Annotated in this window: 23 protein-coding genes; 16 read left to right on the top strand and 7 right to left on the bottom strand. The window is 62.0% G+C overall.

Annotated elements, in window-relative coordinates; all coding sequences use genetic code 11:
• The first annotated feature begins 335 nt into the window (after window positions 1-335).
• Entirely contained in the window at window positions 336-662 is a 327-nt protein-coding gene (locus tag RA25_RS02570) for a hypothetical protein (RefSeq protein WP_019295439.1), read from the top strand.
• 75 nt (window positions 663-737) lie between these two features.
• Here the strand turns inward: RA25_RS02570 and RA25_RS02575 are convergent, their stop codons facing one another.
• Both RA25_RS02575 and RA25_RS02580 read right to left on the bottom strand, forming a co-directional pair.
• A complete protein-coding gene (locus tag RA25_RS02575) occupies window positions 738-4,574 on the bottom strand; it encodes an efflux RND transporter permease subunit (RefSeq protein WP_019295440.1) in 3,837 nt (1,278 codons plus the stop codon).
• The gene (locus RA25_RS02580) at window positions 4,571-5,683 is read right to left on the bottom strand and encodes an efflux RND transporter periplasmic adaptor subunit (RefSeq protein ID WP_039169888.1); all 1,113 of its coding nucleotides are present in this window, start codon (window positions 5,681-5,683) and stop codon (window positions 4,571-4,573) included. The genes RA25_RS02575 and RA25_RS02580 overlap by 4 nt, the downstream gene beginning before the upstream one ends.
• 289 nt (window positions 5,684-5,972) lie before the next feature.
• On the opposite strand from RA25_RS02580, the gene RA25_RS02585 reads away from it, so the two are divergent.
• From RA25_RS02585 to RA25_RS02605, 5 genes are all read left to right on the top strand, one after another.
• Entirely contained in the window at window positions 5,973-6,644 is a 672-nt protein-coding gene (locus RA25_RS02585) for a hypothetical protein (RefSeq protein WP_039169890.1), read from the top strand.
• A 53-nt stretch (window positions 6,645-6,697) separates the two neighbouring features.
• On the top strand, window positions 6,698-8,020 hold the full coding sequence (locus RA25_RS02590; protein ID WP_039169893.1) for a PQQ-like beta-propeller repeat protein: 1,323 nt from the start codon (window positions 6,698-6,700) through the stop codon (window positions 8,018-8,020).
• Window positions 8,021-8,091: 71 nt separating this feature from the next.
• Complete coding sequence (gene der, locus RA25_RS02595; RefSeq protein ID WP_019295444.1) at window positions 8,092-9,555, top strand: ribosome biogenesis GTPase Der; 1,464 nt, start codon at window positions 8,092-8,094, stop codon at window positions 9,553-9,555.
• Between the two features lie 317 nt (window positions 9,556-9,872).
• Window positions 9,873-10,826 carry a fatty acid desaturase gene (locus RA25_RS02600; RefSeq protein ID WP_039169895.1) on the top strand — a complete coding sequence of 318 codons (954 nt, stop codon included), beginning with the start codon at window positions 9,873-9,875 and terminating at the stop codon, window positions 10,824-10,826.
• A gap of 60 nt (window positions 10,827-10,886) precedes the next feature.
• On the top strand, window positions 10,887-11,354 hold the full coding sequence (locus RA25_RS02605; protein WP_039169897.1) for a helix-hairpin-helix domain-containing protein: 468 nt from the start codon (window positions 10,887-10,889) through the stop codon (window positions 11,352-11,354).
• A gap of 71 nt (window positions 11,355-11,425) precedes the next feature.
• Here the strand turns inward: RA25_RS02605 and serS are convergent, their stop codons facing one another.
• Together serS and RA25_RS02615 are read right to left on the bottom strand one after the other, a co-directional pair.
• A complete protein-coding gene (gene serS, locus RA25_RS02610) occupies window positions 11,426-12,718 on the bottom strand; it encodes a serine--tRNA ligase (protein ID WP_039146358.1) in 1,293 nt (430 codons plus the stop codon).
• Window positions 12,719-12,864: 146 nt separating this feature from the next.
• Window positions 12,865-13,281 (bottom strand): SET domain-containing protein, encoded by a 417-nt coding sequence (locus tag RA25_RS02615; protein WP_039169900.1) that lies wholly within the window; start codon window positions 13,279-13,281, stop codon window positions 12,865-12,867.
• 311 nt (window positions 13,282-13,592) lie between these two features.
• Between RA25_RS02615 and yajC the strand changes: the two genes are divergently transcribed.
• From yajC to RA25_RS02665, 10 genes are all read left to right on the top strand, one after another.
• Complete coding sequence (gene yajC / locus RA25_RS02620) at window positions 13,593-13,877, top strand: preprotein translocase subunit YajC (protein ID WP_019295449.1); 285 nt, start codon at window positions 13,593-13,595, stop codon at window positions 13,875-13,877.
• 33 nt (window positions 13,878-13,910) lie between these two features.
• Complete coding sequence (secD, locus tag RA25_RS02625; RefSeq protein ID WP_039169903.1) at window positions 13,911-15,572, top strand: protein translocase subunit SecD; 1,662 nt, start codon at window positions 13,911-13,913, stop codon at window positions 15,570-15,572.
• A 1-nt stretch (window position 15,573) separates the two neighbouring features.
• Window positions 15,574-16,542: a protein translocase subunit SecF gene (gene secF / locus RA25_RS02630; RefSeq protein WP_019295451.1), complete on the top strand. Its 969-nt coding sequence runs from the start codon at window positions 15,574-15,576 to the stop codon at window positions 16,540-16,542.
• The gene (locus RA25_RS02635) at window positions 16,535-17,287 is read left to right on the top strand and encodes a TSUP family transporter (protein ID WP_039169905.1); all 753 of its coding nucleotides are present in this window, start codon (window positions 16,535-16,537) and stop codon (window positions 17,285-17,287) included. Before secF ends, RA25_RS02635 begins: the two co-directional genes overlap by 8 nt.
• An 11-nt stretch (window positions 17,288-17,298) precedes the next feature.
• Complete coding sequence (locus RA25_RS02640) at window positions 17,299-17,652, top strand: Mth938-like domain-containing protein (RefSeq protein ID WP_019295453.1); 354 nt, start codon at window positions 17,299-17,301, stop codon at window positions 17,650-17,652.
• Between the two features lie 91 nt (window positions 17,653-17,743).
• The gene (gene ccmA / locus RA25_RS02645) at window positions 17,744-18,358 is read left to right on the top strand and encodes a heme ABC exporter ATP-binding protein CcmA (protein ID WP_039169907.1); all 615 of its coding nucleotides are present in this window, start codon (window positions 17,744-17,746) and stop codon (window positions 18,356-18,358) included.
• Window positions 18,355-19,011, top strand: coding sequence for a heme exporter protein CcmB (gene ccmB, locus RA25_RS02650; protein WP_039169910.1), 657 nt, complete (start codon window positions 18,355-18,357; stop codon window positions 19,009-19,011). The genes ccmA and ccmB overlap by 4 nt, the downstream gene beginning before the upstream one ends.
• Window positions 19,012-19,067: 56 nt before the next feature.
• Window positions 19,068-19,799 (top strand): heme ABC transporter permease, encoded by a 732-nt coding sequence (locus RA25_RS02655; protein ID WP_039146341.1) that lies wholly within the window; start codon window positions 19,068-19,070, stop codon window positions 19,797-19,799.
• Window positions 19,799-19,954 carry a heme exporter protein CcmD gene (ccmD, locus tag RA25_RS02660; protein WP_039169914.1) on the top strand — a complete coding sequence of 52 codons (156 nt, stop codon included), beginning with the start codon at window positions 19,799-19,801 and terminating at the stop codon, window positions 19,952-19,954. The genes RA25_RS02655 and ccmD overlap by 1 nt, the downstream gene beginning before the upstream one ends.
• Entirely contained in the window at window positions 19,947-20,486 is a 540-nt protein-coding gene (locus RA25_RS02665; protein ID WP_039169917.1) for a DsbE family thiol:disulfide interchange protein, read from the top strand. The genes ccmD and RA25_RS02665 overlap by 8 nt, the downstream gene beginning before the upstream one ends.
• Here the strand turns inward: RA25_RS02665 and RA25_RS02670 are convergent.
• From RA25_RS02670 to RA25_RS02680, 3 genes are all read right to left on the bottom strand, one after another.
• Window positions 20,480-20,836: an antibiotic biosynthesis monooxygenase family protein gene (locus RA25_RS02670; RefSeq protein ID WP_241477347.1), complete on the bottom strand. Its 357-nt coding sequence runs from the start codon at window positions 20,834-20,836 to the stop codon at window positions 20,480-20,482. The genes RA25_RS02665 and RA25_RS02670 overlap by 7 nt on opposite strands.
• A 33-nt stretch (window positions 20,837-20,869) precedes the next feature.
• The gene (locus RA25_RS02675) at window positions 20,870-21,208 is read right to left on the bottom strand and encodes a DOPA 4,5-dioxygenase family protein (RefSeq protein ID WP_039169923.1); all 339 of its coding nucleotides are present in this window, start codon (window positions 21,206-21,208) and stop codon (window positions 20,870-20,872) included.
• 71 nt (window positions 21,209-21,279) lie between these two features.
• Entirely contained in the window at window positions 21,280-21,564 is a 285-nt protein-coding gene (locus tag RA25_RS02680) for an antibiotic biosynthesis monooxygenase (protein ID WP_039146330.1), read from the bottom strand.
• Window positions 21,565-21,748 lie beyond the last annotated feature (184 nt).

The following is a 21,748-nucleotide window of genomic DNA, read 5'->3' on the forward strand; positions in this document are numbered from 1 at the left end:
ATATGCGCCTTCTATGCATGATTTTGATTGGAAATAATCAAGTTGCCGTGTGAAAAATGTAGCAATAACAATAATTTGCGATGATTTTCCATTGCTGCATTGCCGCCGCGTAAGACTATCTAAAATTCAATCTTACTGGCCGTCTGCCCCAGAGGGTTTTCTTGCTTTTGCAATGAACCCTGCAAAGCAGTTGACTGAAACGCCCGCAACTGAGGCCCCGAAGGGGAGCGTTGTGACTCATTTCCCGTTGACCGATGTTACTGCTGGCTTAATGTTCGCGCACTTCGGGCTGAGGCAGCACCAACGACTGCCTGCCCGCATACAAGGACATGTAGATGAAGACCTTTCTGACCGCAGCCTCCGCGGCTGCCCTGCTTGCCTTTCAGGCGCCCGCCCATGCTGAAGACCTTGAGTTCCTGCTGGTAAACGACAGCAGTGCTGATCTGGTGGAGTTCAATGTGTCGCCCGCGTCTTCCGACGATTGGGAAGGCAACCTGATGGAAGGCGGCTATCTGGCGCCGGGCTATGAGATCGGCGTGCTGATTGCCGATGGCGCAACCACCTGCGTCTACGACATCCGCGGCAGTTTCGCTGATGGCTCCGAGGCAGAGGATTATGGCCTCGATCTGTGTGATCTGGGTGAGTACACCTTTACCGACTGATCCTTGCGGAGCGTCTGAAACGGCGGCACGCAGAATTGAAAAGCCCCGCCGGAGCGGGGCTTTTTGTTTGTCTTGTTATTCCGCTGCGCGCAGGCGGCCGCGCGGGGCAGGCGGCTGCGGTTCGTCCTCTTCGGTATCCGCTTGGCCTTCGCTTGTCTCAGGCGCTGCATCTTCCACCCATTGGATCTCGGTGGTCGGCAGCTGACGCGCCTTCTTGAACAGCTTGGAGTCCTGCGCGATGCGGCTGGAGCGGCCGCGGGTGATCCGCGACAGCATCCGGCCAAGCGCATGCATATAGGTGGAGAACCACACCCGGATCGACAGCAGTGACGGCGTGACCACCAGGGTCAGCACGGTGGCGATGCCCAGGCCAAAGACCACGGCGGTTGCCAGCTGCTTCCACCACAGGGCGGTGGGGCTGTCGATGGAGTAGCCGCCGTTGATGAAGTCCAGGCTGACGCCGAACATCATCGGGGTAAGGCCGGCCATCGTGGTGATGGTGGTCAAGAGAACCGGACGGATGCGCGCCTCGGCGGTGCGGATGATCGCCTCGATCCGCGGCATCTGCTGGCTGAACTCCTGATAAGTGTCGATCAGCACGATGTTGTTGTTCACCACGATGCCCGCCAAAGCGACGATGCCGGTGCCGGTCATGATGATCGAGAACGGCTGCTGCATCACCATCATGCCGATCAGCACGCCGGTGGTGGACAGCACGACGGCCAGCAGCACCAGCACCGAGTTGTAGAAGCTGTTGAACTGGGCCAGCAGGATCACGAACATCAGCGCCAGCGCGCCGGCAAAGGCCTTGGACAGGAAGGCACCGGATTCCTCCTGCTCCTCCTGGTCGCCGGTCCACTCCCAGCCGATGCTGCGCGGCAGCGGGTCACTTTCCAGCCATTCGGTGAGGATGGCGATCCGCTCGTTCGGGTTCACCGGGCTGATCTTGGCGCCGTCGTCCAGCGCAGCCAGCACCGCGTCAAAGCTCTCAGCACCCGTCAGCTGCAGCAGCTGCATGGTCTTGCCATTGGGCGCAATCAACGTTTCACCAGTTGCGGCGGCACCTTCCGGCAGTTCCTTCAGGACTGCCAGGCGAGTCAGTTCACCGCTGCCCGCATCCTCGATTACCACCTTGTTCAGTCCCGGTTCCACGTCTGCCTTGACGTCATAGAACCGTTCCTGGCCGATGCGGTTGATCTGGGCGAGCTTCGGCACAGGTTGGCGGGTCACGAAGTTCGACAGCGGCACCAGCCCGTCCGAGGTGCGGACCTTGAGGTTGTCGAGCGTTGACAGCACCCGGTCCTGTTCCGGCAGACGGACGCGGATCTCGATCTCCTCGTCGGAGCTGTCGACCCGCATGGTATCCAGCAGGATGCCGCGGGTGACCAGCTGCACCATCGCGCCCACGGTCGCCACATCGGCGCCGTAGCGGCCGGCCTTCTCGACGTCCACGTCGATCTGCCAGTCGATGCCGGGCAGGGGCAGGCTGTCCTCGATCAGGATCAGGCCGGGGGTGTTCTCGAACTGCTCCCGTGCGGTCAACGCTGCTGCGGTCAGGTCTTCCCAGCCATCGCCGCGCAGGCGCAGATGCACCGGCTTGCCGGAGGCGGGGCCCTGCGCTAGTGCGCGGACTTCCACCTCAAAGCCGGGCAGTTTGCCGAGAATGGCATTCAGCTCGTCGATCACGGTGTTGCCGTCGTATTCCTCGGCGATCACCTTTTTCTCAAAGCCCAGGTATTTGCTCAGCAGTCCGCCGAACCAGCCGTCCAGCGGCTCGCTCTCGGTGGGGCGTTCCTCCCAGGGGATGATCTCAAACTGAACCTGGCCGATCGTGTCCGGCGGCAGCTGGGCGCCGGAACTGTCGGTGTTGAGGCCGCCGTCGCCAGCAAAGGAGAACACGTTGATCACTGCGTGGTGGTCCAGAATGACCTCCTCGGCCGCGCGCACCATCTCGTCCTTTTCATGCAGAGAGATGTTGCCGCGGGCGCGGATATAGGCGGTGGCCTGTTCCGGTTCCGAGTCAACGAAGAATTCAACGCCGTAATTGTTCTCGCTGAAGGTTGAGAAGACGGTCATGATGGCAAAGCCCACGGCGGCGATGGTCACCACCGGCATCACCGGGTTGCCCGCTATGAATTTGATCACATGGCCGAAGGGGGTGTGATGGTAGCCAGGGGCAACTTCCTGCTCCTCGCGCTCTACCTTGACTGAGCTAAGCGTGATCGAGGCCGCAAAAGATGCAAGGGTGAAAACCAGCCCGCCGAACAGGACGCCGGCCATCGGTCCGGTGTCCTCACCCAGCAGGTAGGAGGGGTTCAGCATCTGCATGGCGCCCGCAAACATGCCCCACATGGCGACCGGCACCAGCACCGCACGCAGCCACCAGGGCGCAACCATCCGCAGCGCGCGCGAAGCGCCCTCAAACGTGCGGCTGATGCGGCCGGTGACGCCGCCCATGACGGGCAGGTAGATCAGTGCCACCACCAGCGAGGCAGACAGAACGAAGATCAGGGTAACCGGAAGCATGCCCATGAACTCCCCCGGCACGCCAGGCCAGAACAGCATCGGCAGGAAGGCGCAAAGCGTGGTCGCGGTGGAGGACACGATCGGCCAGAACATCCGCTGTGCCGCCTCGACATAGGCGTGCATCGGGCCGGTGCCTTCCTTGATCCGCTTGTCGGCGTATTCCACCACCACGATGGCGCCATCAACCAGCATCCCCACGGCGAGGATCAGGCCGAACATCACGATATTGGAGATAGAGATGCCCATCAGCGCCAGCAGCGCAAAGCACAAGAGGAAGGATGTCGGGATCGCAAAACCAACGAGCAGCGCGGCCCGGCTGCCAAGCGCCGACAGCACCACGATCATCACAAGCGCGATGGCGGTCAGCACCGAGCCTTCCAGCTGGCTGACCATGGAGCCGACCACGCGGCTCTGGTCGTTGGAGGTGCCGACCTCAACTGCGGCCTGCAGTTCCGGCGGCCATTTGGATTTGGAGACCTCAATGGTTTCCTTCACCAGGTTCACGGTGTCGATCAGGTTGTAGCCCTTGCGCTTAACCACCTGGAGGGCAACCGTGTCCTCGCCGTTGAAGCGGGCGGTGCCTTCGCGGTCCTCGAAGGTGAAGTTGATCTGCGCCAGCTCGCCCAGCTTGACCACCCGGTCGCCGTTGGTCTTGACCGGCAGCTGATAGATGTCCTTCACATCGTCAAAGGAAGAGGGGATTTTGACTGAGAACGCGCCCTGGCTGGTTTCGACCTCACCGGCCGCAATCAGCTGGTTGTTGTTTTGCACAACATTGATCAGCTCCAGCGCGGTGACGTTATAGGCTTCCAGCCGCAGCGGGTCGATCAGTACCTCGACCATCTCGTCGCGGTTGCCGGCGATCCCGGCCTCCAGCACCGCATCCAGTGCCTCAAGGTCGTCCTGCAAGTCTTTGGCGATACGCGCCATCGTGCGTTCCGGCACCGCGCCGGTCAGGTTCACGATGACAATCGGGAATTCGGAGAAGTTGATCTCTGTGATCGAGTATTTCTCGGCGCCTTCCGGGAATTCCGCCTCGGCCTTGTCCATTGCGTCGCGGACGTCGGCCATGATGGCGGTCTTGTCCCAGCCGAATTCGAACTCCAGCGCCACCCCGGCATAGCCCTCGGCCGCGGTGGAGGTCATCTTGTCGAGCCCGTCAAGGTCGGCAAGCTCGGTCTCCATCACCTTGACCATCAGGGATTCGGCGTCCTCGGCAGAGATGCCGGGGAAGGGGACGGAGATGAACAGTGCCGGAATTTCGATGTCCGGCTCGCCCTCCTTGGGCAGCATCGAATAGGCAAATCCGCCGACAAGCAGAGAGATTGCGATGAACGCTAGGACCATCCGGGCGCGGCCGGCGGCCCAATCGACGATGCCAATCACTGTTCAGTCTCCCGGTAGGTGGCCGCCACTGCGACGCCTTCGGTTACGAAATCCTGTCCCACAACGATCACATCCGCGTTCTCAGGCAGGCCGCCAAGCCAGACGCCATCCGCCTCATCCCGCAGAAGCTGCACGGGGTAGAATACCACGGTGCTGTCGGGTCCGACAACGCGCACACCCAGCTGGCCTTCGTTGTTCAGCGTCAGTGCCGATTGCGGCAGCTTGTGCGCCAGCGAGCCGGCTGAGGAAATTGCGATATCTGCGGTCTGGCCGTCACGGATGCTCAAGTCCGGGTTCGGCACCGTAATCTCGACCTCAAAGGTGCGGGTGGTCGGATCGGCAGAGCGGCTGAGGAAGGTGACCTCGCCCTGGACCTGCTGGCCGGTGGAGAGTTCCGCGCCCGCAATGGCGCCCAGTTCCACTTTGTTGACTTCCGCTTCCGGCACATAGCCAACCAGTTTGATGGTATCGAGCTGGATCACCGTGCTGCACAGGCTGCCGGGTTGCAGCAGGCTGCCCAGTTCCGCGGTGTCGCTTTCGAGCAGGCCGTCAAAGGGCGCGGTGATGGTCAGGTGACCGATTTCCCGCTCTGCCGCGGCCACTGCGGCCTGCGCGGACCGCTCCGCAGCCTCAGCTGAGGCCAGACGGGTTTCAGAGGCATAGCCGCCCTCTGACAGTTTGGCGGCGGCGGTCAGGTTAATCTTGGCTTCCTTTAGCTGCGCCTGCGCCTGCAGCAGCGATGCGGGCCGTGTGCCGGGATCCAGCTCGCACAACAGATCGCCCTTCTTGACATGGGCGCCCTTGCGCAGCGGCTCAGAAATCACGGTGGAGGTGGTTTCGGCCCGAACTTCCACCTGGCGGATAGCCTGGGTCTGGCCGCGCAGGATCACTGCGTTGCCAATGGTCCGTGCTTTGCTTTGGATGGCGACAACGCCGACGCGCGAATCTTCCGCCTCCGTCAGCTTCTGGCCTTCGGCGGCAGTTTCGGCCCCGGCCGCCTCATTTGCGTCTTCCCCGCGGGCAAAGGCCATCAGATCGTCACGCTCGAAAACCACCAGATAGAGGCTGGCGGATACCGCCACTGCAGTCAGTATCGGTACAATGCGCATGTCGGGCCTTTCCTATTCTCTGTCTTCTTCCACGTGCACCTTACCTATGTCCGTCGGACGGCAGGGCCGGTTCACAGGGGAGTCGCGCGTATGTGATAGGGCTGATATAGGAGATGTCCATTCTAAACTAAGTGGTTTAGTTCACATTTCTTGCTTTTCTGGCCCATTTGCCGAAGTTTCTGGTGCAAACGGGCCACTTGGCTTGGCCTTTGAGCCGGGGTAAGAGGGGCGCAACGCATTCAATACAGGTGCGGGCGCCAGCCCGGGCCGCGCATATCAGGGGCTTTTCATGAGCGACACCGACAGCTTTATCGACGAAGTGACAGAAGAGGTCCGCCGTGACCGGCTTTTCCTGATGCTGAAACGCTATGGCTGGATCGGCGGCGCAGCCGTGGTGCTGATCGTCGGCGGTGCCGCGTTCCGCGAATACAACAAGGCCAAGGAACAGGCAGCAGCTGAAACGCTGGGGGACGATATTACCGCGGCGCTGAAAATCGACGGCAGTGAAAAACAGGCAGAGGCATTGGCTGCCGTGCCGGCAGAGAGCGCCGGCGGTGCAGCCATTCTGAACATGCTTGAAGCTGCGGCGCTGTCAGAGGCCGGCAAGACTGCCGAAGCAGTGGCGCAGCTTGAGGCGGTGGCCGTGGATGGCGATCTGCCGCTGATCTACCGGCACGTCGCCAGCTTCAAGGCGCTGGCGCTGCAGGCCGGAACGTTGAGCGCCGCGGACCGCCGTGTGCAATACGAGGCGCTGGCCCAGCCCGGCGCGCCGCTGGCATTGCTGGCGGCAGAACAGCTGGCTCTGCTGGATGTGGAGGAAGGCAATACAGAGGCTGCCATCAGCCGCCTGCGGGAAATTGTTGTGGATGCGACTGTCACTGCAGACTTGAAAGACCGCGCGTCTCAGGTGATTGTGGCGCTTGGCGGCTCGGTCAACGGGGACGCCGCGCCTGAGGGGTAAGGCGCTCCGCGGATCGGAACTTGCGGAACAAGAACGGCAGACAGGGCAGGGCAATGGCAATAATCAAATCAATCTCCCGGGCACGGGTTCTTCTTTGCACAACCGCTGTTGCGGCTCTTCTGGCGGCCTGCTCGGAGGAAGAGGTTATCCTGCGCGGCGAGCGCGAGGACATCCGCCCCGATGCCGCAGTAGAGATCATCAATCAGTCCCGCGCCATTTCCCTTCCGCAGCAGGCGGCCAATGCCAGCTGGGAACAGGGCCACGGCGCTGAGGCCGGGCGCACCGCGCATCCGGCACTTGCTGCCGCGCCGCAGCGCATCTGGTCCGCCTCGATCGGCTCCGGCGACAGCCGCCGCCAGCGCATCACCGCAACCCCGGTTGTGGGCGGCGGCCGTATCTACACCCTGGACAGCGCCGCGCGGGTCTCTGCGGTATCTCCGCAAGGCCAGCTCCTTTGGCAAAGCGAACTGATTCCGGCCGCCGATGACGAGGGTCAGGCCACAGGCGGCGGTTTGGCCTTTGCTGATGGCGTGCTGTATGTGTCCTCCGGCTTTGGTGTGCTGACCGCACTGAACGCAGCGGACGGCAACCTGATCTGGCGGCAGGAATTGGATGCCACAGGGTCCGGCCAGCCGCGGGTCAGCGGCGGGCTGGTCTATCTGGTGGCAGGCGACGACACCGGCTGGGCTGTGAACACCAAGGACGGCCGCATCGCCTGGCAAATTGATGCTGCGCCGTCTCCGGCAAATGTCCTGGGCGCCCCGGCGCCGGTTGTAACAAATGACCTTGCAGTATTTGCCTTCGGCTCCGGCGATCTGATTGCAACCTTCCGCCGCGGTGGTCTGCGCCGCTGGAGCGCCTCCGTTGCGGGCAAGCGCACCGGCCAGACCTTGTCGCGGATCAGCGATGTGACCGGCGCGCCGGTGGTGTCCGGCAACCGTCTTTATGCCGGTAACAACTCCGGCCGGACCGTGGCCATCGATCTCGAAACCGGCGACCGTCTTTGGACTGCGCGTGAAGGCGCATCCGGCACCGCCTGGCCTGCGGGCGGTAGCCTGTTCCAGGTCAGCGACCTGAACCAGCTGCTGCGGCTGGATGCAAGCAGCGGCGAAGTGATCTGGGCCGTGGACCTGCCCGGATACCTGAAAGACAAGCCGCGCAAGCGGGGCCAGATCCATGTGCATCACGGCCCCGTTGTGGCGGGCGGTCAGGTGGTTCTTGCCTCCAACGACGGGTTGCTTCGTTTCTTCAACCCCGTCGACGGCAGCTTGTCTCGCACCGCGGAAGTGCCTGGCGGCGCCACCACGGCACCGGTTGTCGCCGGGCGCACGCTGTATGTAGTTTCCACCAAGGGCGATTTGCTGGCATACCGCTGACAGTGTTTCCGGGTGGCACAAGCCGCGCGGATGCGCTATGAGCCGCGTCTGAATCGCAGAAAGCTGGTCTGATGTCCTTTACCCTCGCCATCGTGGGCCGTCCCAATGTGGGCAAGTCCACCCTGTTCAACCGCCTTGTGGGCAAGAAGCTGGCCTTGGTCGACGACCAGCCGGGCGTGACGCGTGACCTGCGCGAAGGCGCGGCACGGCTGGGCGACCTGCGCTTCACGGTGATTGACACTGCGGGTCTGGAAGACGCCACCGACAACTCGCTGGAAGGCCGAATGCGCCGGCTGACCGAGCGGGCGGTGGACATGGCCGACATCTGCCTGTTCATGATCGACGCCCGCACCGGCGTTACCCCGACCGACGAGATCTTTGCCGATATCCTGCGCCGAAGGTCCGCGCATGTGATCCTCGCCGCCAACAAGGCTGAGGGCAATGCCGCCGAGGCCGGTGTGCTGGAAGCCTACGGCCTAGGCCTAGGTGAGCCGCTGCGGCTGTCGGGCGAGCATGGCGAAGGGATGCCGGACCTTTACGGCATCCTGCAGCCGCTGGCCGAGAAGTTCGAGGCCCAGGCCGAAGAGCATGCCCCGGTCACCGATGTCGAACTTTATGAAGAGATCGGCGAGGACGAAGAAGAGGTCATCCCGGTTCCGACCGACGCCAAGCCCCTGCAGGTTGCCGTGGTGGGCCGTCCCAATGCGGGCAAGTCGACACTGATCAACAAGATCCTGGGCGAGGACCGGCTGCTGACAGGGCCCGAGGCCGGGATCACCCGCGATGCGATCTCGCTCAAGATCAACTGGAAAGACACGCCTATGCGGGTGTTTGACACCGCCGGCATGCGCAAAAAGGCAAAGGTGCAGGAGAAGCTGGAGAAGCTTTCGGTCTCCGACGGCCTGCGCGCGGTGAAATTTGCCGAGGTTGTGGTGGTGCTGCTGGACGCCAGCATCCCGTTTGAGCAGCAGGACCTGCGGATTGCTGACCTGGCCGAGCGCGAGGGGCGTGCGGTTGTGGTTGCGGTCAACAAATGGGACGCCGAAGAGCACAAGCAAGAAAAGCTGCGCGACCTCAAGGAAGCCTTCGGGCGGTTGCTGCCGCAACTGCGCGGCGCGCCGCTGGTCACCGTTTCGGCCAAGACCGGCAAGGGGCTGGACCGGCTGCATGAGGCGATCATGCGGGCCTATGGCACCTGGAACCGGCGGGTGCCGACCGCAGCGCTGAACCGCTGGCTGGTCGGCATGCTGGAGCAGCACCCGCCGCCCGCGCCGCAGGGCAAGCGGATCAAGCTGCGCTACATGACCCAGGCCAAGAGCCGCCCGCCGGGGTTCGTGGTGATGTGCTCGCACCCTGACAAGCTACCGGAAAGCTATACCCGCTATCTGGTGAACGGGTTGCGCGAGGATTTCGACATGCCCGGCACCCCGATCCGCCTGTATATGCGCGGGCAGGGCGACAAGAACCCCTATAGAGGCAAGCGGGCAAAGAACGCAGGCGCGCTGGAAAAGCACCTGAAGAAACGCGGCAGCTGATCTCCGGCGGCGAGCGCTCCCGCCCGGCTTCGCGGCATTCAAAGAATACCTTGGCCCGTTTGGCCCGGCGCCGCCCCACGGGGCGGCGTTTTCGCGTTCTGCAACGGAGGTCTGTTGTACCTTCGGCAGGCATCCGCCGTACTGACTTGGCCAGCACCCGGCTATTCCATCCAGAGTGGCGCGGTGATATCCCTTGGGTTGAGGCGCTTTGCCTCAGCCGACTTGCCTTTGGCAAAGCTGGAATTATCTGAGGTTTATCTTGGGCGGGCTGCGCCCATTTCGCATGCCTGTCACATCGCGCATTTATGGAAGAATTCATGGATCTGAGGGCACACACGCGCAAGTTCACAGAAAAGGATAACCGGCTGGCATCGCTCAGCTATTTCGGGACATTTGCGTTCTATTTCCTGTCGCTCTATCTGGCCATCACCCATGCCGACCGCTGGTATGTGATGCTGCCCGCAGGGGTGGTCTTTTCCTTTGCTGCGGTACGCCTCTACGTGCTGCAGCATGACACCGGCCACCATTCGCTGTTCGAGACCCGCCTGCAGAACGAGATCGCGGGCCATGTGCTGTCGCCCTTCACCTTTGCGCCCTTTGAGGTGATGAAGCAGAACCACAACCTGCATCATTCCAATATCGGCAATCTAGAGCACCGCGAGACCGGAGAGATCCACACCATGACTCTGCGGGAATGGAAAGCGGCCGGTTTCTGGGAGCGGCTGGGCTACCGGCTCTACCGCAATCCGTTTGTGCTGGTGCCGCTGGGTTCGGCCTTCACTTATTTCATCCGCTACCGCTGGCCCAAGAACACGGCGCGGTTCGGCGCTGCCGGGGTGATCCTGCACAATCTGGTGATCGTAGCCATGCTGGGACTGCTCTATTGGGTTGCAGGGGTGACCGGCATTCTGATCTGGCTGGCGTTCTCTTTCCTCGGCGGCATGATCGGCGTGTTTCTGGTCTATCTGCAGCATAATTTCGAGGACACCTACTGGGACCGCCGCCCGGACCTGAACCCGCAGGTGGCGGCGTTGCAGGGATCGTCTTGCCTGGATTTCGGCTGGTTCTTCGACATGGCAGTGGCAAATATCACCCTGCATGACATCCACCACTACAACGCCCGGATCCCCTCCTACCGGCTGCGCCAGTGCCATTACAGCCTGCCGCCTGAACTGGGGCTGCGCCGGATCAAGTTCCCGGAAGCGGTCCGGGCGCTGACGCTAAAGCTTTGGGATGAAGAGAAGAAATGCCTGGTGCCCTTTCCTGAGTGAGCATTTCCTGCGAAGGTTGCCGGGGAGCCTAGTGAATTAGAGGGGGAGGCTGACAGCGGCATGACGTCGATTTCAGAACTAAAAGGTGTGGGTCCGGCACTGGAACGGATCCTTCAGGAAAACGGGATTAAGTCCGTCGAGGCGCTGGCCGGGATGGAGGAGCAGCAGCTGCGCAGCATTCCCGGGATTGGCGCCAGCCGGGCGGGCCTACTGCAGGATGCCGCCCGGGCGCACAATGGGGCCGCAGAGGTGGACGGCGCGGATCTGAGCACCCGGCTGGCCGCCGCGGAATCTGCGCTTCAGGCGGCTGAGGAGAAGGCCGCCAAGGCTCAGGCCAAGGCAAAGAAGGCCAAACGTCAAGCTGCGCAATTGATGGAGGAATTTGCCGAGGCCAAGGAAAAGGCCAAGAAGAAGGCCAAGAAAGTGAAGGCCAAGGCAAAAAAGGCCATCGAGAAGGAAAAGGCCAAGGCCAAGGCCATTCTGGAAGGCAACGTCACAGAGAAGAAAAAGAAGAAGTCGAAGAAATAGCTTCAAGCCATTGCTTCAAAAGAAAACCGGCGCCAAGGGCGCCGATTTCTGTCTTCGGGACGCGGTCTGGATCAGACCAGCTCACCCTCTGCTGTCAGGGTCAGTTTGCCGCCCAGATAAGGGGCAAGCACCTCGGGCAGCTTAACCGAGCCATCCGCCTGCTGGCCGTTTTCCAGGACCGCAATCAGGCAGCGGCCCACCGCCAGGCCGGAGCCGTTCAGCGTGTGCACGAACTGCGGTTTGCCGCCGTCAGCAGGCTTGAACCGCGCGTTCATCCGGCGGGCCTGGAAATCGCCGCAGACCGAGACCGAGGAAATCTCGCGGTATGTCTTCTGGCCGGGCACCCAGACCTCGATGTCGTGGGTCTTGCGGGCGCCAAAGCCCATGTCGCCGGTGCACAGCACGATGGTGCGGTAGGGCAGGCCCAGACGCTCCAGGATGTCCTCCGCGCAGCGGGTCATGCGCTCATGCTCGTCCAGGCTTTTGTCCGGATGGGTAACCGAGACCATCTCGACCTTTTCGAACTGGTGCTGGCGCAGCATGCCGGCGGTGTCCTTGCCCGCGCTGCCGGCCTCCGAGCGGAAGCACTGGGTGTGCGCCACATAGCGGCGCGGCAGGTAGCCTTCCTCAACCGTCATGCCATTGACGATATTGGTCAGCGTCACCTCAGCTGTTGGCACCAGCCACCAGCCGTTGGTGGTTTTATAGCTGTCCTCGCCGAACTTGGGCAGGTTGCCGGTGCCATACATCATCTCTTCGCGCACCAGCACCGGGGTCCAGGTTTCCGTGAGGCCGTTCTCGTCCACATGGGTGTTGATCATGAACTGCGCCAGCGCCCGGTGGATGCGGGCAACCGCACCGGACAGCACCACAAAGCGGCTGCCCGAGAGCTTGGCTGCGGTCTCGAAATCCATGCCGGGCTTCACACCTTGGATCTCGAAATGCTCCTTGGCTTCGAAATCGAGCGTCTTCGGCTCACCCCAGCGGCGGATTTCGACGTTGTCGTCCTCATCCTCGCCATCGGGAACATCGTCAAACGGCAGATTGTCGATCGACATCAGCATGTCGGTCAGCTGCTGGTCCAGTTCCTTGGCCTCGGCATTCATTGCCGCCACTTCAGCCTTCTTCTCGGCCACCAGCGCGCGCAGGCGCTCAAACTCGGCCTCATCGCCGCGGCCCTTGGCGGCGCCAACTTCCTTGGAGGCCTTGTTCTGCTCAGCCTGAGCGGTTTCGGCCGCCAGGATCTTGGCCCGGCGTGCCTCATCCAGTGCCAGGATCTCGGATGACACGCCCGCATCCCCGCGCCGCGCCACAGCGGCGTCGAATGCGGCAGGGTTTTCGCGGATAGCGCGGATGTCATGCATGAGAGTCTCTCCTAGCGTTGAATGGTGTTTGAATCAGTAGGCCCATCCTATGACGCAAGGGTGAACAAAGGGGAAGGGGGCGGGCACCTCAGCGCCTGACAGTGTGAAAAGAAATAGGCCGGGTGTTGCGCCCGGCCTGTTTTGGTTCATTCCGCGGCCATTGACATTATGTGCACCTGATGCCGCGGTGGCTGCATGCGGATCTCGCCGGTCAGGAAGTCGGCATAGTCAAAGGTGAGCTCCGTGCCTGCCGGTATGCTGGTCAACGCCCGGCCCCAGGCCCCGTCGGAAAAATCGAGGTTCGGATACATGGAGTGGTTCAGAAACCGCCCTTCGTCGCATTGCAGGATCATGTAGCCTGGGCGGCAGGGATCCGGAAAGCTGTAGCGCTCCAGAAACTCCTTCATGTGGGGTTCAACATTGTCCAGCTTGCTCTCCGGGAAGGTGGTGTCGAGCATTCTGTCATAGCGCCAGACAATGTCGCCTTTGGTGATGTTGTCGTGGCAAAAAACGCCCAGCCCTTCGATAGCCGAGGGGGCGAGATAGCAGCGCACCATCATCATGCGCCTGTTCCTTCTTTCAGGAATGGCCGGGCCGCCATCCGGACCGGAAAGAGGGGGCAAAGGCCCCGCGCCTGGCGGCTTGCGCAAGGGAAAGCAAAGCGCCGAATCGCACTGTTTTGCAATCAGTTTCCGCACGCCTGCAGGTCGTGTTTGCACTTTCTTTCACTGCTGGCTGCCTGGCAACTGGCTACGGCCTGAAATCCGCCCCTTTGGGACTGCAGGGTTCCCTTGCAAACCCCCTGTCCAGCGCATAGGTTCCGCTGCAAATTTCCGGCATGAAAACCATGCCGCTTTGACAGAAGGAATATCCCATGGACGCTGGCGCAATCGGCCAATTTCTCCCGCTTATCCTGATCTTCGCGATCATGTACTTCCTGCTGATCCGCCCGCAGCAGAAGAAGATGAAACAGCATCAGGCGATGGTGGACGGCCTGCGCCGCGGTGACCAAGTAGTCACACAGGGCGGTGTGATCGGCAAGGTGGCCAAGGTCAAGGAAGACGGCGAGATCGAGGTCGAGATCGCGGATGGCGTCAAGGTGCGCGTGGTCAAGGCGACCATTGCCCAGGTTCTGAGCAAAACCGAGCCGGCAGCTTAAGCACCCTTCGCAACCATCTGAAAAGGCAGGGCAATGCTGCAAATTGATCTCTGGAAGAGGGTGCTGATCTGGCTGGTTTGTGCAGCTGGCATCATGCTTGCCCTGCCAAACGGTTTTTATACCCGCGTCGAACAGGCCAACGACGCGGCCGCCGATATCATCGCCAAGGGTGAAACGCCGGAACGGCTGGAAACAGCAGGCCAGTGGCCGTCTTTCCTGCCGTCGGGTCTGGTGAACCTTGGCCTCGATCTGCGGGGCGGCGCGCATCTGCTGGCCGAAGTGCAGGTCGAGGATGTCTATGAGGCGCGGATGGATGCGCTGTGGCCGGAGGTGCGCGATGCACTGCGGCCCGAGCGCTCCACTGTCGGCACCTTCCGGCGCCAGCCTGGCCCGGTGGATCAGATTCGCCTGAAGATTTCCAAACCGGACGGCATGGCCCGCGCGCTGGAAGTGGTGCGCGGCCTGGCTAGCCCGGTCACCAGCCTGACCGGCGCCGGAGCAACTGACATTGAGGTTGCTGCCGAAGGCGACATCCTTGTGGTGCAGCTGAGCGAGGCGGAAAAGCTGGCCTCTGACGACCGGACCGTGCGCCAGTCGCTGGAAATCGTGCGCCGCCGGATCGACGAGGTCGGCACCCGTGAGCCGACCATCCAGCGCCAGGGGGCCGACCGGATCCTGATCCAGGTGCCGGGCATCGGTTCCGCTTCTGAACTGAAGGCGATCATCGGCACCACCGCACAGCTGACCTTCAACCCGGTAGTGGGCCGCGGCAGCGACGCGGACGCAGCACCGGGCATCGGCAACAAGGTTGTGCCGTCGCTGGACGAAGAGGGATTCTATTACACCATCGAGGCCGCCGCGGTTGTCACCGGCGAGGACCTGGTGGATGCGCAGCCGTCGTTCGACCAGAACGGCCGACCGGCTGTGACCTTCCGCTTCAACACCTCCGGCGCACGCCGGTTCGGCGACTACACGGCCGAAAACATCGGCTCGCCCTTCGCCATCGTGCTGGATGACGAGGTGGTCTCCGCTCCGGTGATCCAGTCGCACATCCCGGGCGGCTCCGGCATCATCACCGGCAACTTCACCGTTGAGGAAAGCACCAACCTTGCCGTGCTGCTGCGCGCTGGCGCGCTGCCTGCCGGGCTGGACTTCCTGGAAGAGCGGACCATCGGCCCCGAATTGGGCCAGGACAGCATCGACGCGGGCAAGATTGCCACCATCGTGGCCTTTGTCGCGGTGCTGGTGTTCATGGGCCTCAGCTATGGCTTGTTCGGTCTTTTCGCCAACGTGGCGCTGATCCTGAACATAGCGCTGATCTTCGGCATGCTGAGCCTGATTGGCGGCACGCTGACCCTGCCGGGCATTGCCGGTATCGTTCTGACGGTTGGTATGGCGGTGGACGCCAATGTGCTGATCTTTGAGCGTATCCGGGAAGAGCTGAAGGCGGGCCGCGGCCCGGCCAAGGCCATCGACGAAGGCTACTCCAAGGCGCTCAGCGCCATTCTCGACGCCAATATCACCACCTTCATCACTGCGGTGATCCTGTTCGCCATGGGCTCCGGCCCGGTGCGCGGCTTCGCGATTACCCTGGGCTTGGGCATTCTGACCTCGGTGTTTACCGCGATCTTTGTGACCCGCCTGATGATCGTCATGTGGTTTGAACGGCGCCGTCCGAAAACGATTGAGGTGTGATATGCGGCTGAGACTTGTTCCCCAGGAAACCTCATTCGATTTCTTCAAACGCGCCAAGCTGTGGCTGGGCATCTCAGCCTTGATGATGGTGGTGGGCTTTGCCTCCTTCCTGTTTCAGGGGCTGAACTTCGGCATCGACTTCCGCGGCGGCACCACCATCCGCACCGAAGCGTCGGAGACTGTGGACGTTGGCGCATACCGCGATGCACTGGCGGTGCACGGCCTGGGTGACGTGTCGATCACCGAGGTGTTCGATCCGGCCTTCGAAGAAGACCAGCACGTCGCCATGATCCGCATTCAGGCACAGGACGACGGCGAGGCGATCTCCGGTGAGATGATCGAGACGCTGAAGGCCTCCCTGGACGCGGTGGCGCCGGGCATCAAATTCGTCTCGGTCGAGTCCGTTGGCCCCAAGGTCTCGGGCGAGCTGATCACCACCGCCATTATTGCGGTCGCCTTGGCGATTGCCGCGGTTCTGGTTTACATCTGGCTGCGGTTCGAATGGCAGTTCGCCCTCGGCGCGGTGGCGGCGCTGGTGCATGACGTGGTGCTGACCATCGGTGTGTTCTCGGAATTGCAGATCCGGTTCGACCTGGCGATCATTGCAGCGCTGCTGACCATCGTCGGCTACTCGCTGAACGATACCGTGGTTGTTTTCGACCGGGTGCGGGAGAACCTGCGCCGTTACAAGAAGAAGGACCTCTCTGAGGTTCTGAACATCTCGATCAACGAGACGCTGAGCCGGACGATGATGACCTCCGTCACCACGCTTCTGGCGCTGATCTCGCTCTATGTACTGGGCGGCGACGTGATCCGCGGCTTCGTGTTTGCGATGATCTGGGGCGTTATTGTCGGGACCTACTCCTCGGTCTTCGTCGCCTCCACCATCCTGTTGAAACTGGGGGTGAAGCGCGACTGGTCGAAGCAGGCCAACACCACCGGCAACCAGTTCGGCAACATCGATGCCTGAGGCGTTTCAGGCAGCCCTGCAGACGCCGGGGCTGGTCTGGCTGCTGATAACCATTGGAGCCGCGGGTCTTGTCCGCGGCTTCACTGGTTTTGGCACCGCGATGATCTTCGTTCCCGTCGGGGCGCAATTCCTGCCCTCGGCGGATGTTGTGTTCCTGATGGTGCTGATGGGGGTGTTTTCCACCATCACCCTGTTTCCGCAGGCCTGGAGCAAGGCGGACAGGGCAGAGGTCGGGGCCCTGTCCATGGCCGCTGCGGTAACCGTGCCTGCGGGCCTGTGGATCATGTCGCAGATGGACCCGCTGACGCTGCGCTGGGTGGCCGCCGGGGTGATCGGAGTGACACTGGCCGCTGTGGTCTCCGGCTGGCGCTGGCAGGGCAAACTTGGCTGGCCGGGGCGGTTCGCCATCGGCGGGGCGGCTGGTATCGTGGGCGGCATGACCGGCCTCACCGGGCCGGTGGTCATCGTTTTCTACCTCGCCAACGTGCGTGATGTCGCGCGGGTCCGGGCCAACACCATCGTGTTCCTAGCTGCACTGGATGTGGTGATCGCGGCCAACCTGATCTTCGGTGGCATGGCCAGCCTCAAGGCCGTCATTCTGGCCTGCCTTCTCGGCATCCCCTACATAGTCACCACGCTGACCGGTAAAGCGCTGTTTGATCCCAAGCTCGAGAAGCTCTACCGCTTTGCCTCCTATTCCGTGATCGCGCTGGCCGTGTTATCCAGCCTCCCGGTATTTGACTGAAAGGACCGCCCATGCGCCTGAATGAAGTGAGCTATTCCGATGCGCAGCCCATAGACGGCTATGGCGAGGGGTTCTTCCGCATCGGCGGCAAGGTGCATCAGGGCGGCGTGCTGACTTCGGCTGCTGGTACTGCGGGCTGGGACGGCATGGGGGACGCTGCGCCTCTGCTGGCGCTTGCCGGAGAAATTGATGTGCTGTTCATCGGCACCGGGCCTGAGATCGCCCATATCCCTGCAGACCTGCGCAAGGCGCTGGAGGATGCAGGGCTGGGCGTTGAAGCAATGAATTCACCGGCCGCCTGCCGCACCTACAATGTGCTGTTATCCGAGGGGCGGAGGATTGCCTTGGCCGCATTGCCGGTCTGAAGATGAATTTCCGATGTATTTGACCTGCCGCAAAGCGGGCATTTGCTGAATAGTCTTTTCATGCGCCGGAGCAATGGGATAAGCGAACTTCATGACATTGACTGTGACGGATCTGGGCGTGGCCCGCGGCGGCATCCCGGTGCTGGAGGGCCTGAGCTTTGCGCTGGAGCCCGGCAAGGCGCTGATCCTGCGCGGACCCAATGGCATCGGCAAGACCACGCTGCTGCGCACCGTCGCAGGCCTGCAGCCGCCGCTGAAGGGCCGGGTTGAGGGGGCTGAGGACCAGATTGCCTATGCCGCCCATTCCGACGGGCTGAAACCAACGCTGAGTGTGGCAGAAAACCTGACCTTCTGGGCCAGCGTCTTTGGCCGCAATGGTATAGAACAGGCGCTGGACGGGTTTGATCTGCAAGGCTTGCGCGACCGGCAGGCTGGGGCGCTGTCTGCCGGCCAAAAACGCCGTCTCGGCCTCAGCCGGATGCTGGTCACCGGCCGCCCCATCTGGATCATGGATGAGCCGACAGTGAGCCTTGATGTAAACTCCGTTGCCATGTTCGCAGACGCCGTGCGGGCGCATCTGGGGCAGGGAGGGTCGGCCCTGATTGCCACCCATATCGACCTTGGGCTGGAGGCAGAGGTGCTGGACGTTGGCCCCTACAAGGCCAAGCCGCCTGAGATTGACGATTTTGACGGAGGCTTCCTGTGATTGCGCTTCTCCTGCGGGATCTTAAGCTCGCCTTCCGGGCGGGCGGCGGTTTTGGCCTTGGCCTTGCGTTCTTTCTGATCGTGACCGTGATGGTGCCGTTCTCTGTCGGGCCGCAATCAGAGCTGCTGGCCCGCATCGCCCCCGGCGTTTTGTGGCTGGGCGCGCTGCTGGCCTGCCTTCTGTCGCTCGACCGCCTGCTGGCGCTGGATTGGGAGGACGGCTCGCTCGACCTGCTGGCCACCGCGCCGCTGCCGCTGGAAAGCACCGTCACCATCAAGGCTCTGGCCCATTGGATCACCACCGGCCTGCCGCTGGTGCTGGCCGCACCTGTGCTTGGCGTGCTGCTGAACCTGCCGGTGCAGGGCTTCCAGTGGCTGGTGATCTCCCTGCTGCTGGGTACGCCTGCGCTTTCTGTTATCGGCACCTTTGGCGCCGCACTGACCGTGGGGCTGAAGCGCGGCGGCCTGCTGATGTCCTTGCTGGTGATGCCGCTCTACGTGCCGACGCTGATCTTCGGCTCCGAGGTCGCCCGCCGCGGTGCGGAGGGCATGGCAGTGCAGACGCCGCTGTTGCTTCTGGCCGGCATCTCCGCCGCCTCCATCGCCCTGCTGCCCTTTGCCAGCGCTGCTGTCCTGCGCGTCAATTTGCGCTAGGACATTTGCCGGACCCGTGAATTGAGAAACCCGAGAACAAGAGCTAAATAGCCACCATGTCGATCTGGGAATACGCCAACCCGAAGAAGTTTCTGGCCACCTCCGAGAAGGTGATGCCGGCCCTCTGGGTCAGCTCAGCGGTGCTGATCACCGTTGGCCTTGTCTGGGGTTTCTTCTTTACGCCGGATGACTACCGGCAGGGCTCCACCGTCAAGATCATCTTCCTGCATGTGCCCTCGGCGCTGATGGCGATCAATGCCTGGTTCATGATGCTGGTCGCTTCGCTGGTCTGGGTGATCCGCCGGCACCATGTCAGCGCATTGGCTGCCCGCGCGGCAGCCCCCATTGGCGTGGTAATGACCGTGATTGCACTGATCACCGGCGCAATCTGGGGGCAGCCGATGTGGGGCACCTGGTGGGCCTGGGACCCGCGGCTGACTTCCTTCCTGGTGCTGTTCCTGTTCTACCTCGGCTATATCGCCCTGTGGGAGGCGATCGACAACCCGGACACCGCCGCGGATTTGACCTCGATCCTGTGCCTGGTGGGCTCGGTCTTTGCCGTGCTCAGCCGCTATGCGGTGAACTTCTGGAACCAGGGGCTGCATCAGGGCGCGTCGCTGTCGCTTGATGAAAAAGAGAATGTGCATGATGCCTTCTCCTCGCCGCTCTATGTCTGCATGGCGGGCTTTGTGCTCTTGTTCCTTGCGCTGGTGCTTTACCGCACCGGAACTGAAATCCGCGCCCGCCGCATCAAGGCTTTGATGGCGCGCGAACGGCTGGAGGCGTGATGCCTGATCTTGGAAAATACGCCGACACGGTGCTATCGGCCTATGGCGCCTCGCTGGTGCTGCTGGCGGCGCTGGTGGTGCTGACGATCCTGCGCGGCCGCAAGGTCCGCCGGGAGATGGAAAACCTGGAAACCCGGATGAAGCGCAATGGCTAAGATTTCACCGCTGATGGCGGTTCCCGGAGTGGTGTTTGCAGGTTTCGTCGGCCTGGCACTGGTGGGCATGTTCCGCGAGGATCCGAACAGCCTGCCGTCTGCCCGCGAAGGCCAGCCCGCGCCACCGGTGGTGCTGGACGAATTTCCCGGCAAGGAAATGTTCAGCGACGAAACCCTGCGCGACGGCACCGTGAAACTGGTGAACTACTGGGCCAGCTGGTGTGCACCCTGCCGGGCAGAGCATCCTAACCTCGAAGCACTGTCCAAGGAGGGCATCCCGGTCTACGGCATCAACTACAAGGACCAGCTGGCCAATGCCGAGGCTTTCCTGAACGAACTGGGCGACCCCTACACCGCGATCGGCCGGGACGAAAAGGGCCGGATGGCAATTGACTGGGGCCTCTACGGCGTGCCGGAGACCTATGTGGTGGACGGCAACGGCAAGATCGTCTTGCGCTTTGCAGGCCCGATCACCCAGCGGGTGATCGACAGCACCCTGCGCCCCGCGATGGAGAAGGCCGCAGCTCAGTAAGCGGTCTGCGGGCTTTCAACAGGGGCGGCCAAGGTGAAACTGCTCAGTTCAGGCTCAATGGCGCACATTTCATAGACCCGATCCAGCTGCTCCTGCTTGGACCGCCAAATCAGGTAGTCGCTGAAAGAGTCGTTATCTTTCCATTTTTGGAAGATTGCGATTTCGTTCCGGTCCTGAGCCAGCAGGATCTCGGCCTGCAAGCATCCCGCGTGCCTGCGGACTTGTTCCACCATCTGTTGAACAAGCGCAGCCAGCTCTTCGAATTTACCGGACCGGGGGTGCAATCCAATGATTACCGCTTCAGTCATTGAAGCCTCCGGTGTTTGTGAGTGCCGGAATGGTCCCAGCAACTTGGAAATTTTTGGTAAATTTACGGAATCAGCTCAGGCGAAGATGCTGAAATTCAGGTCCAATCCAGTGCCCAGCCATATGCCGTGATCGCGGTGATCGGCCAGGTCGTCGCCGGTTTCCGGGTGGGCAAAGACGATCAGCCCATCCCGGTTCAGCGCCAGCCACGGCAGCAACACGCTGAATTGCTCCGGCGTTGCCGCCAGCTGGCAGGACCACATCGGATGCGGGCCAACGGTCTTCTCATGCACGCGGCCCATTTGCACGCCAAACTCGTCTTCAGCTTGCTGGCACAGGCGGCGGGCCTGATCCACTGTGGCAGCGTCAAAATAGATGTGGGCGTGGTAACCAGTGATGCTGTTTGTCTGTTTCATAGCTGCAATTTTCCAGTGATTTGCACCGCTGGCAATGCGGTGTATCCGAACAATGTCTGTGCAGCAGTCAGCTATGGAACAGAGTAGGTGCGGAAGTCCTGTTCCCGGCGCATGGTGGCGCTGCGAGCGTCCAAATCACCCCGCTCGGCGCGCCAGTTGAGGTAACGCTCCAGATGCTCCGATGTTTCCCATAAATGGAACACCGCGATTTCGAAGCGGTCCCGGTTGATGCCGGCATAGGCTTCTATGCAGCCGGGATATTCCCGGGTGCCCGGCAGCATTGCCAGGACAGCTGCTGCATGGTCATCAAAAGTGTCTATGTCCGGATAGACGACTAGGAAAGCGGCCTCTTTCATTCTCGGGGCATCAGCCTTTCCTCGCCTGCGTTTTGTTTAAACATGTATTTAAAATATAGGTTTGCACAAGCAAGCACGGCCACACAACCAGTAAAGATCCTGCTGATCTCACGTTAAGATTGTATCCGGGATACTGGATTCCGCAAGCCGGAAACCTGTCATCGCAAACGAGTTTTCCGGCAGT

The sequence above is a fragment of the Leisingera sp. ANG-S5 genome, assembly GCF_000813925.1.
In the GTDB taxonomy this organism is placed as follows: domain Bacteria; phylum Pseudomonadota; class Alphaproteobacteria; order Rhodobacterales; family Rhodobacteraceae; genus Leisingera.

Coding starts and splice junctions, on each gene's coding strand:
- RA25_RS02570 (WP_019295439.1), top strand. CDS start 336: ATGAAGACCTTTCTGACCGCAGCCTCCGCGGCTGCCCTGCTTGCCTTT.
- RA25_RS02580 (WP_039169888.1), bottom strand. CDS start 5,683: ATGCGCATTGTACCGATACTGACTGCAGTGGCGGTATCCGCCAGCCTC.
- RA25_RS02585 (WP_039169890.1), top strand. CDS start 5,973: ATGAGCGACACCGACAGCTTTATCGACGAAGTGACAGAAGAGGTCCGC.
- RA25_RS02590 (WP_039169893.1), top strand. CDS start 6,698: ATGGCAATAATCAAATCAATCTCCCGGGCACGGGTTCTTCTTTGCACA.
- der (WP_019295444.1), top strand. CDS start 8,092: ATGTCCTTTACCCTCGCCATCGTGGGCCGTCCCAATGTGGGCAAGTCC.
- RA25_RS02600 (WP_039169895.1), top strand. CDS start 9,873: ATGGATCTGAGGGCACACACGCGCAAGTTCACAGAAAAGGATAACCGG.
- RA25_RS02605 (WP_039169897.1), top strand. CDS start 10,887: ATGACGTCGATTTCAGAACTAAAAGGTGTGGGTCCGGCACTGGAACGG.
- serS (WP_039146358.1), bottom strand. CDS start 12,718: ATGCATGACATCCGCGCTATCCGCGAAAACCCTGCCGCATTCGACGCC.
- RA25_RS02615 (WP_039169900.1), bottom strand. CDS start 13,281: ATGATGATGGTGCGCTGCTATCTCGCCCCCTCGGCTATCGAAGGGCTG.
- yajC (WP_019295449.1), top strand. CDS start 13,593: ATGGACGCTGGCGCAATCGGCCAATTTCTCCCGCTTATCCTGATCTTC.
- secD (WP_039169903.1), top strand. CDS start 13,911: ATGCTGCAAATTGATCTCTGGAAGAGGGTGCTGATCTGGCTGGTTTGT.
- secF (WP_019295451.1), top strand. CDS start 15,574: ATGCGGCTGAGACTTGTTCCCCAGGAAACCTCATTCGATTTCTTCAAA.
- RA25_RS02635 (WP_039169905.1), top strand. CDS start 16,535: ATGCCTGAGGCGTTTCAGGCAGCCCTGCAGACGCCGGGGCTGGTCTGG.
- RA25_RS02640 (WP_019295453.1), top strand. CDS start 17,299: ATGCGCCTGAATGAAGTGAGCTATTCCGATGCGCAGCCCATAGACGGC.
- ccmA (WP_039169907.1), top strand. CDS start 17,744: ATGACATTGACTGTGACGGATCTGGGCGTGGCCCGCGGCGGCATCCCG.
- RA25_RS02655 (WP_039146341.1), top strand. CDS start 19,068: ATGTCGATCTGGGAATACGCCAACCCGAAGAAGTTTCTGGCCACCTCC.
- ccmD (WP_039169914.1), top strand. CDS start 19,799: ATGCCTGATCTTGGAAAATACGCCGACACGGTGCTATCGGCCTATGGC.
- RA25_RS02665 (WP_039169917.1), top strand. CDS start 19,947: ATGGCTAAGATTTCACCGCTGATGGCGGTTCCCGGAGTGGTGTTTGCA.
- RA25_RS02675 (WP_039169923.1), bottom strand. CDS start 21,208: ATGAAACAGACAAACAGCATCACTGGTTACCACGCCCACATCTATTTT.
- RA25_RS02680 (WP_039146330.1), bottom strand. CDS start 21,564: ATGAAAGAGGCCGCTTTCCTAGTCGTCTATCCGGACATAGACACTTTT.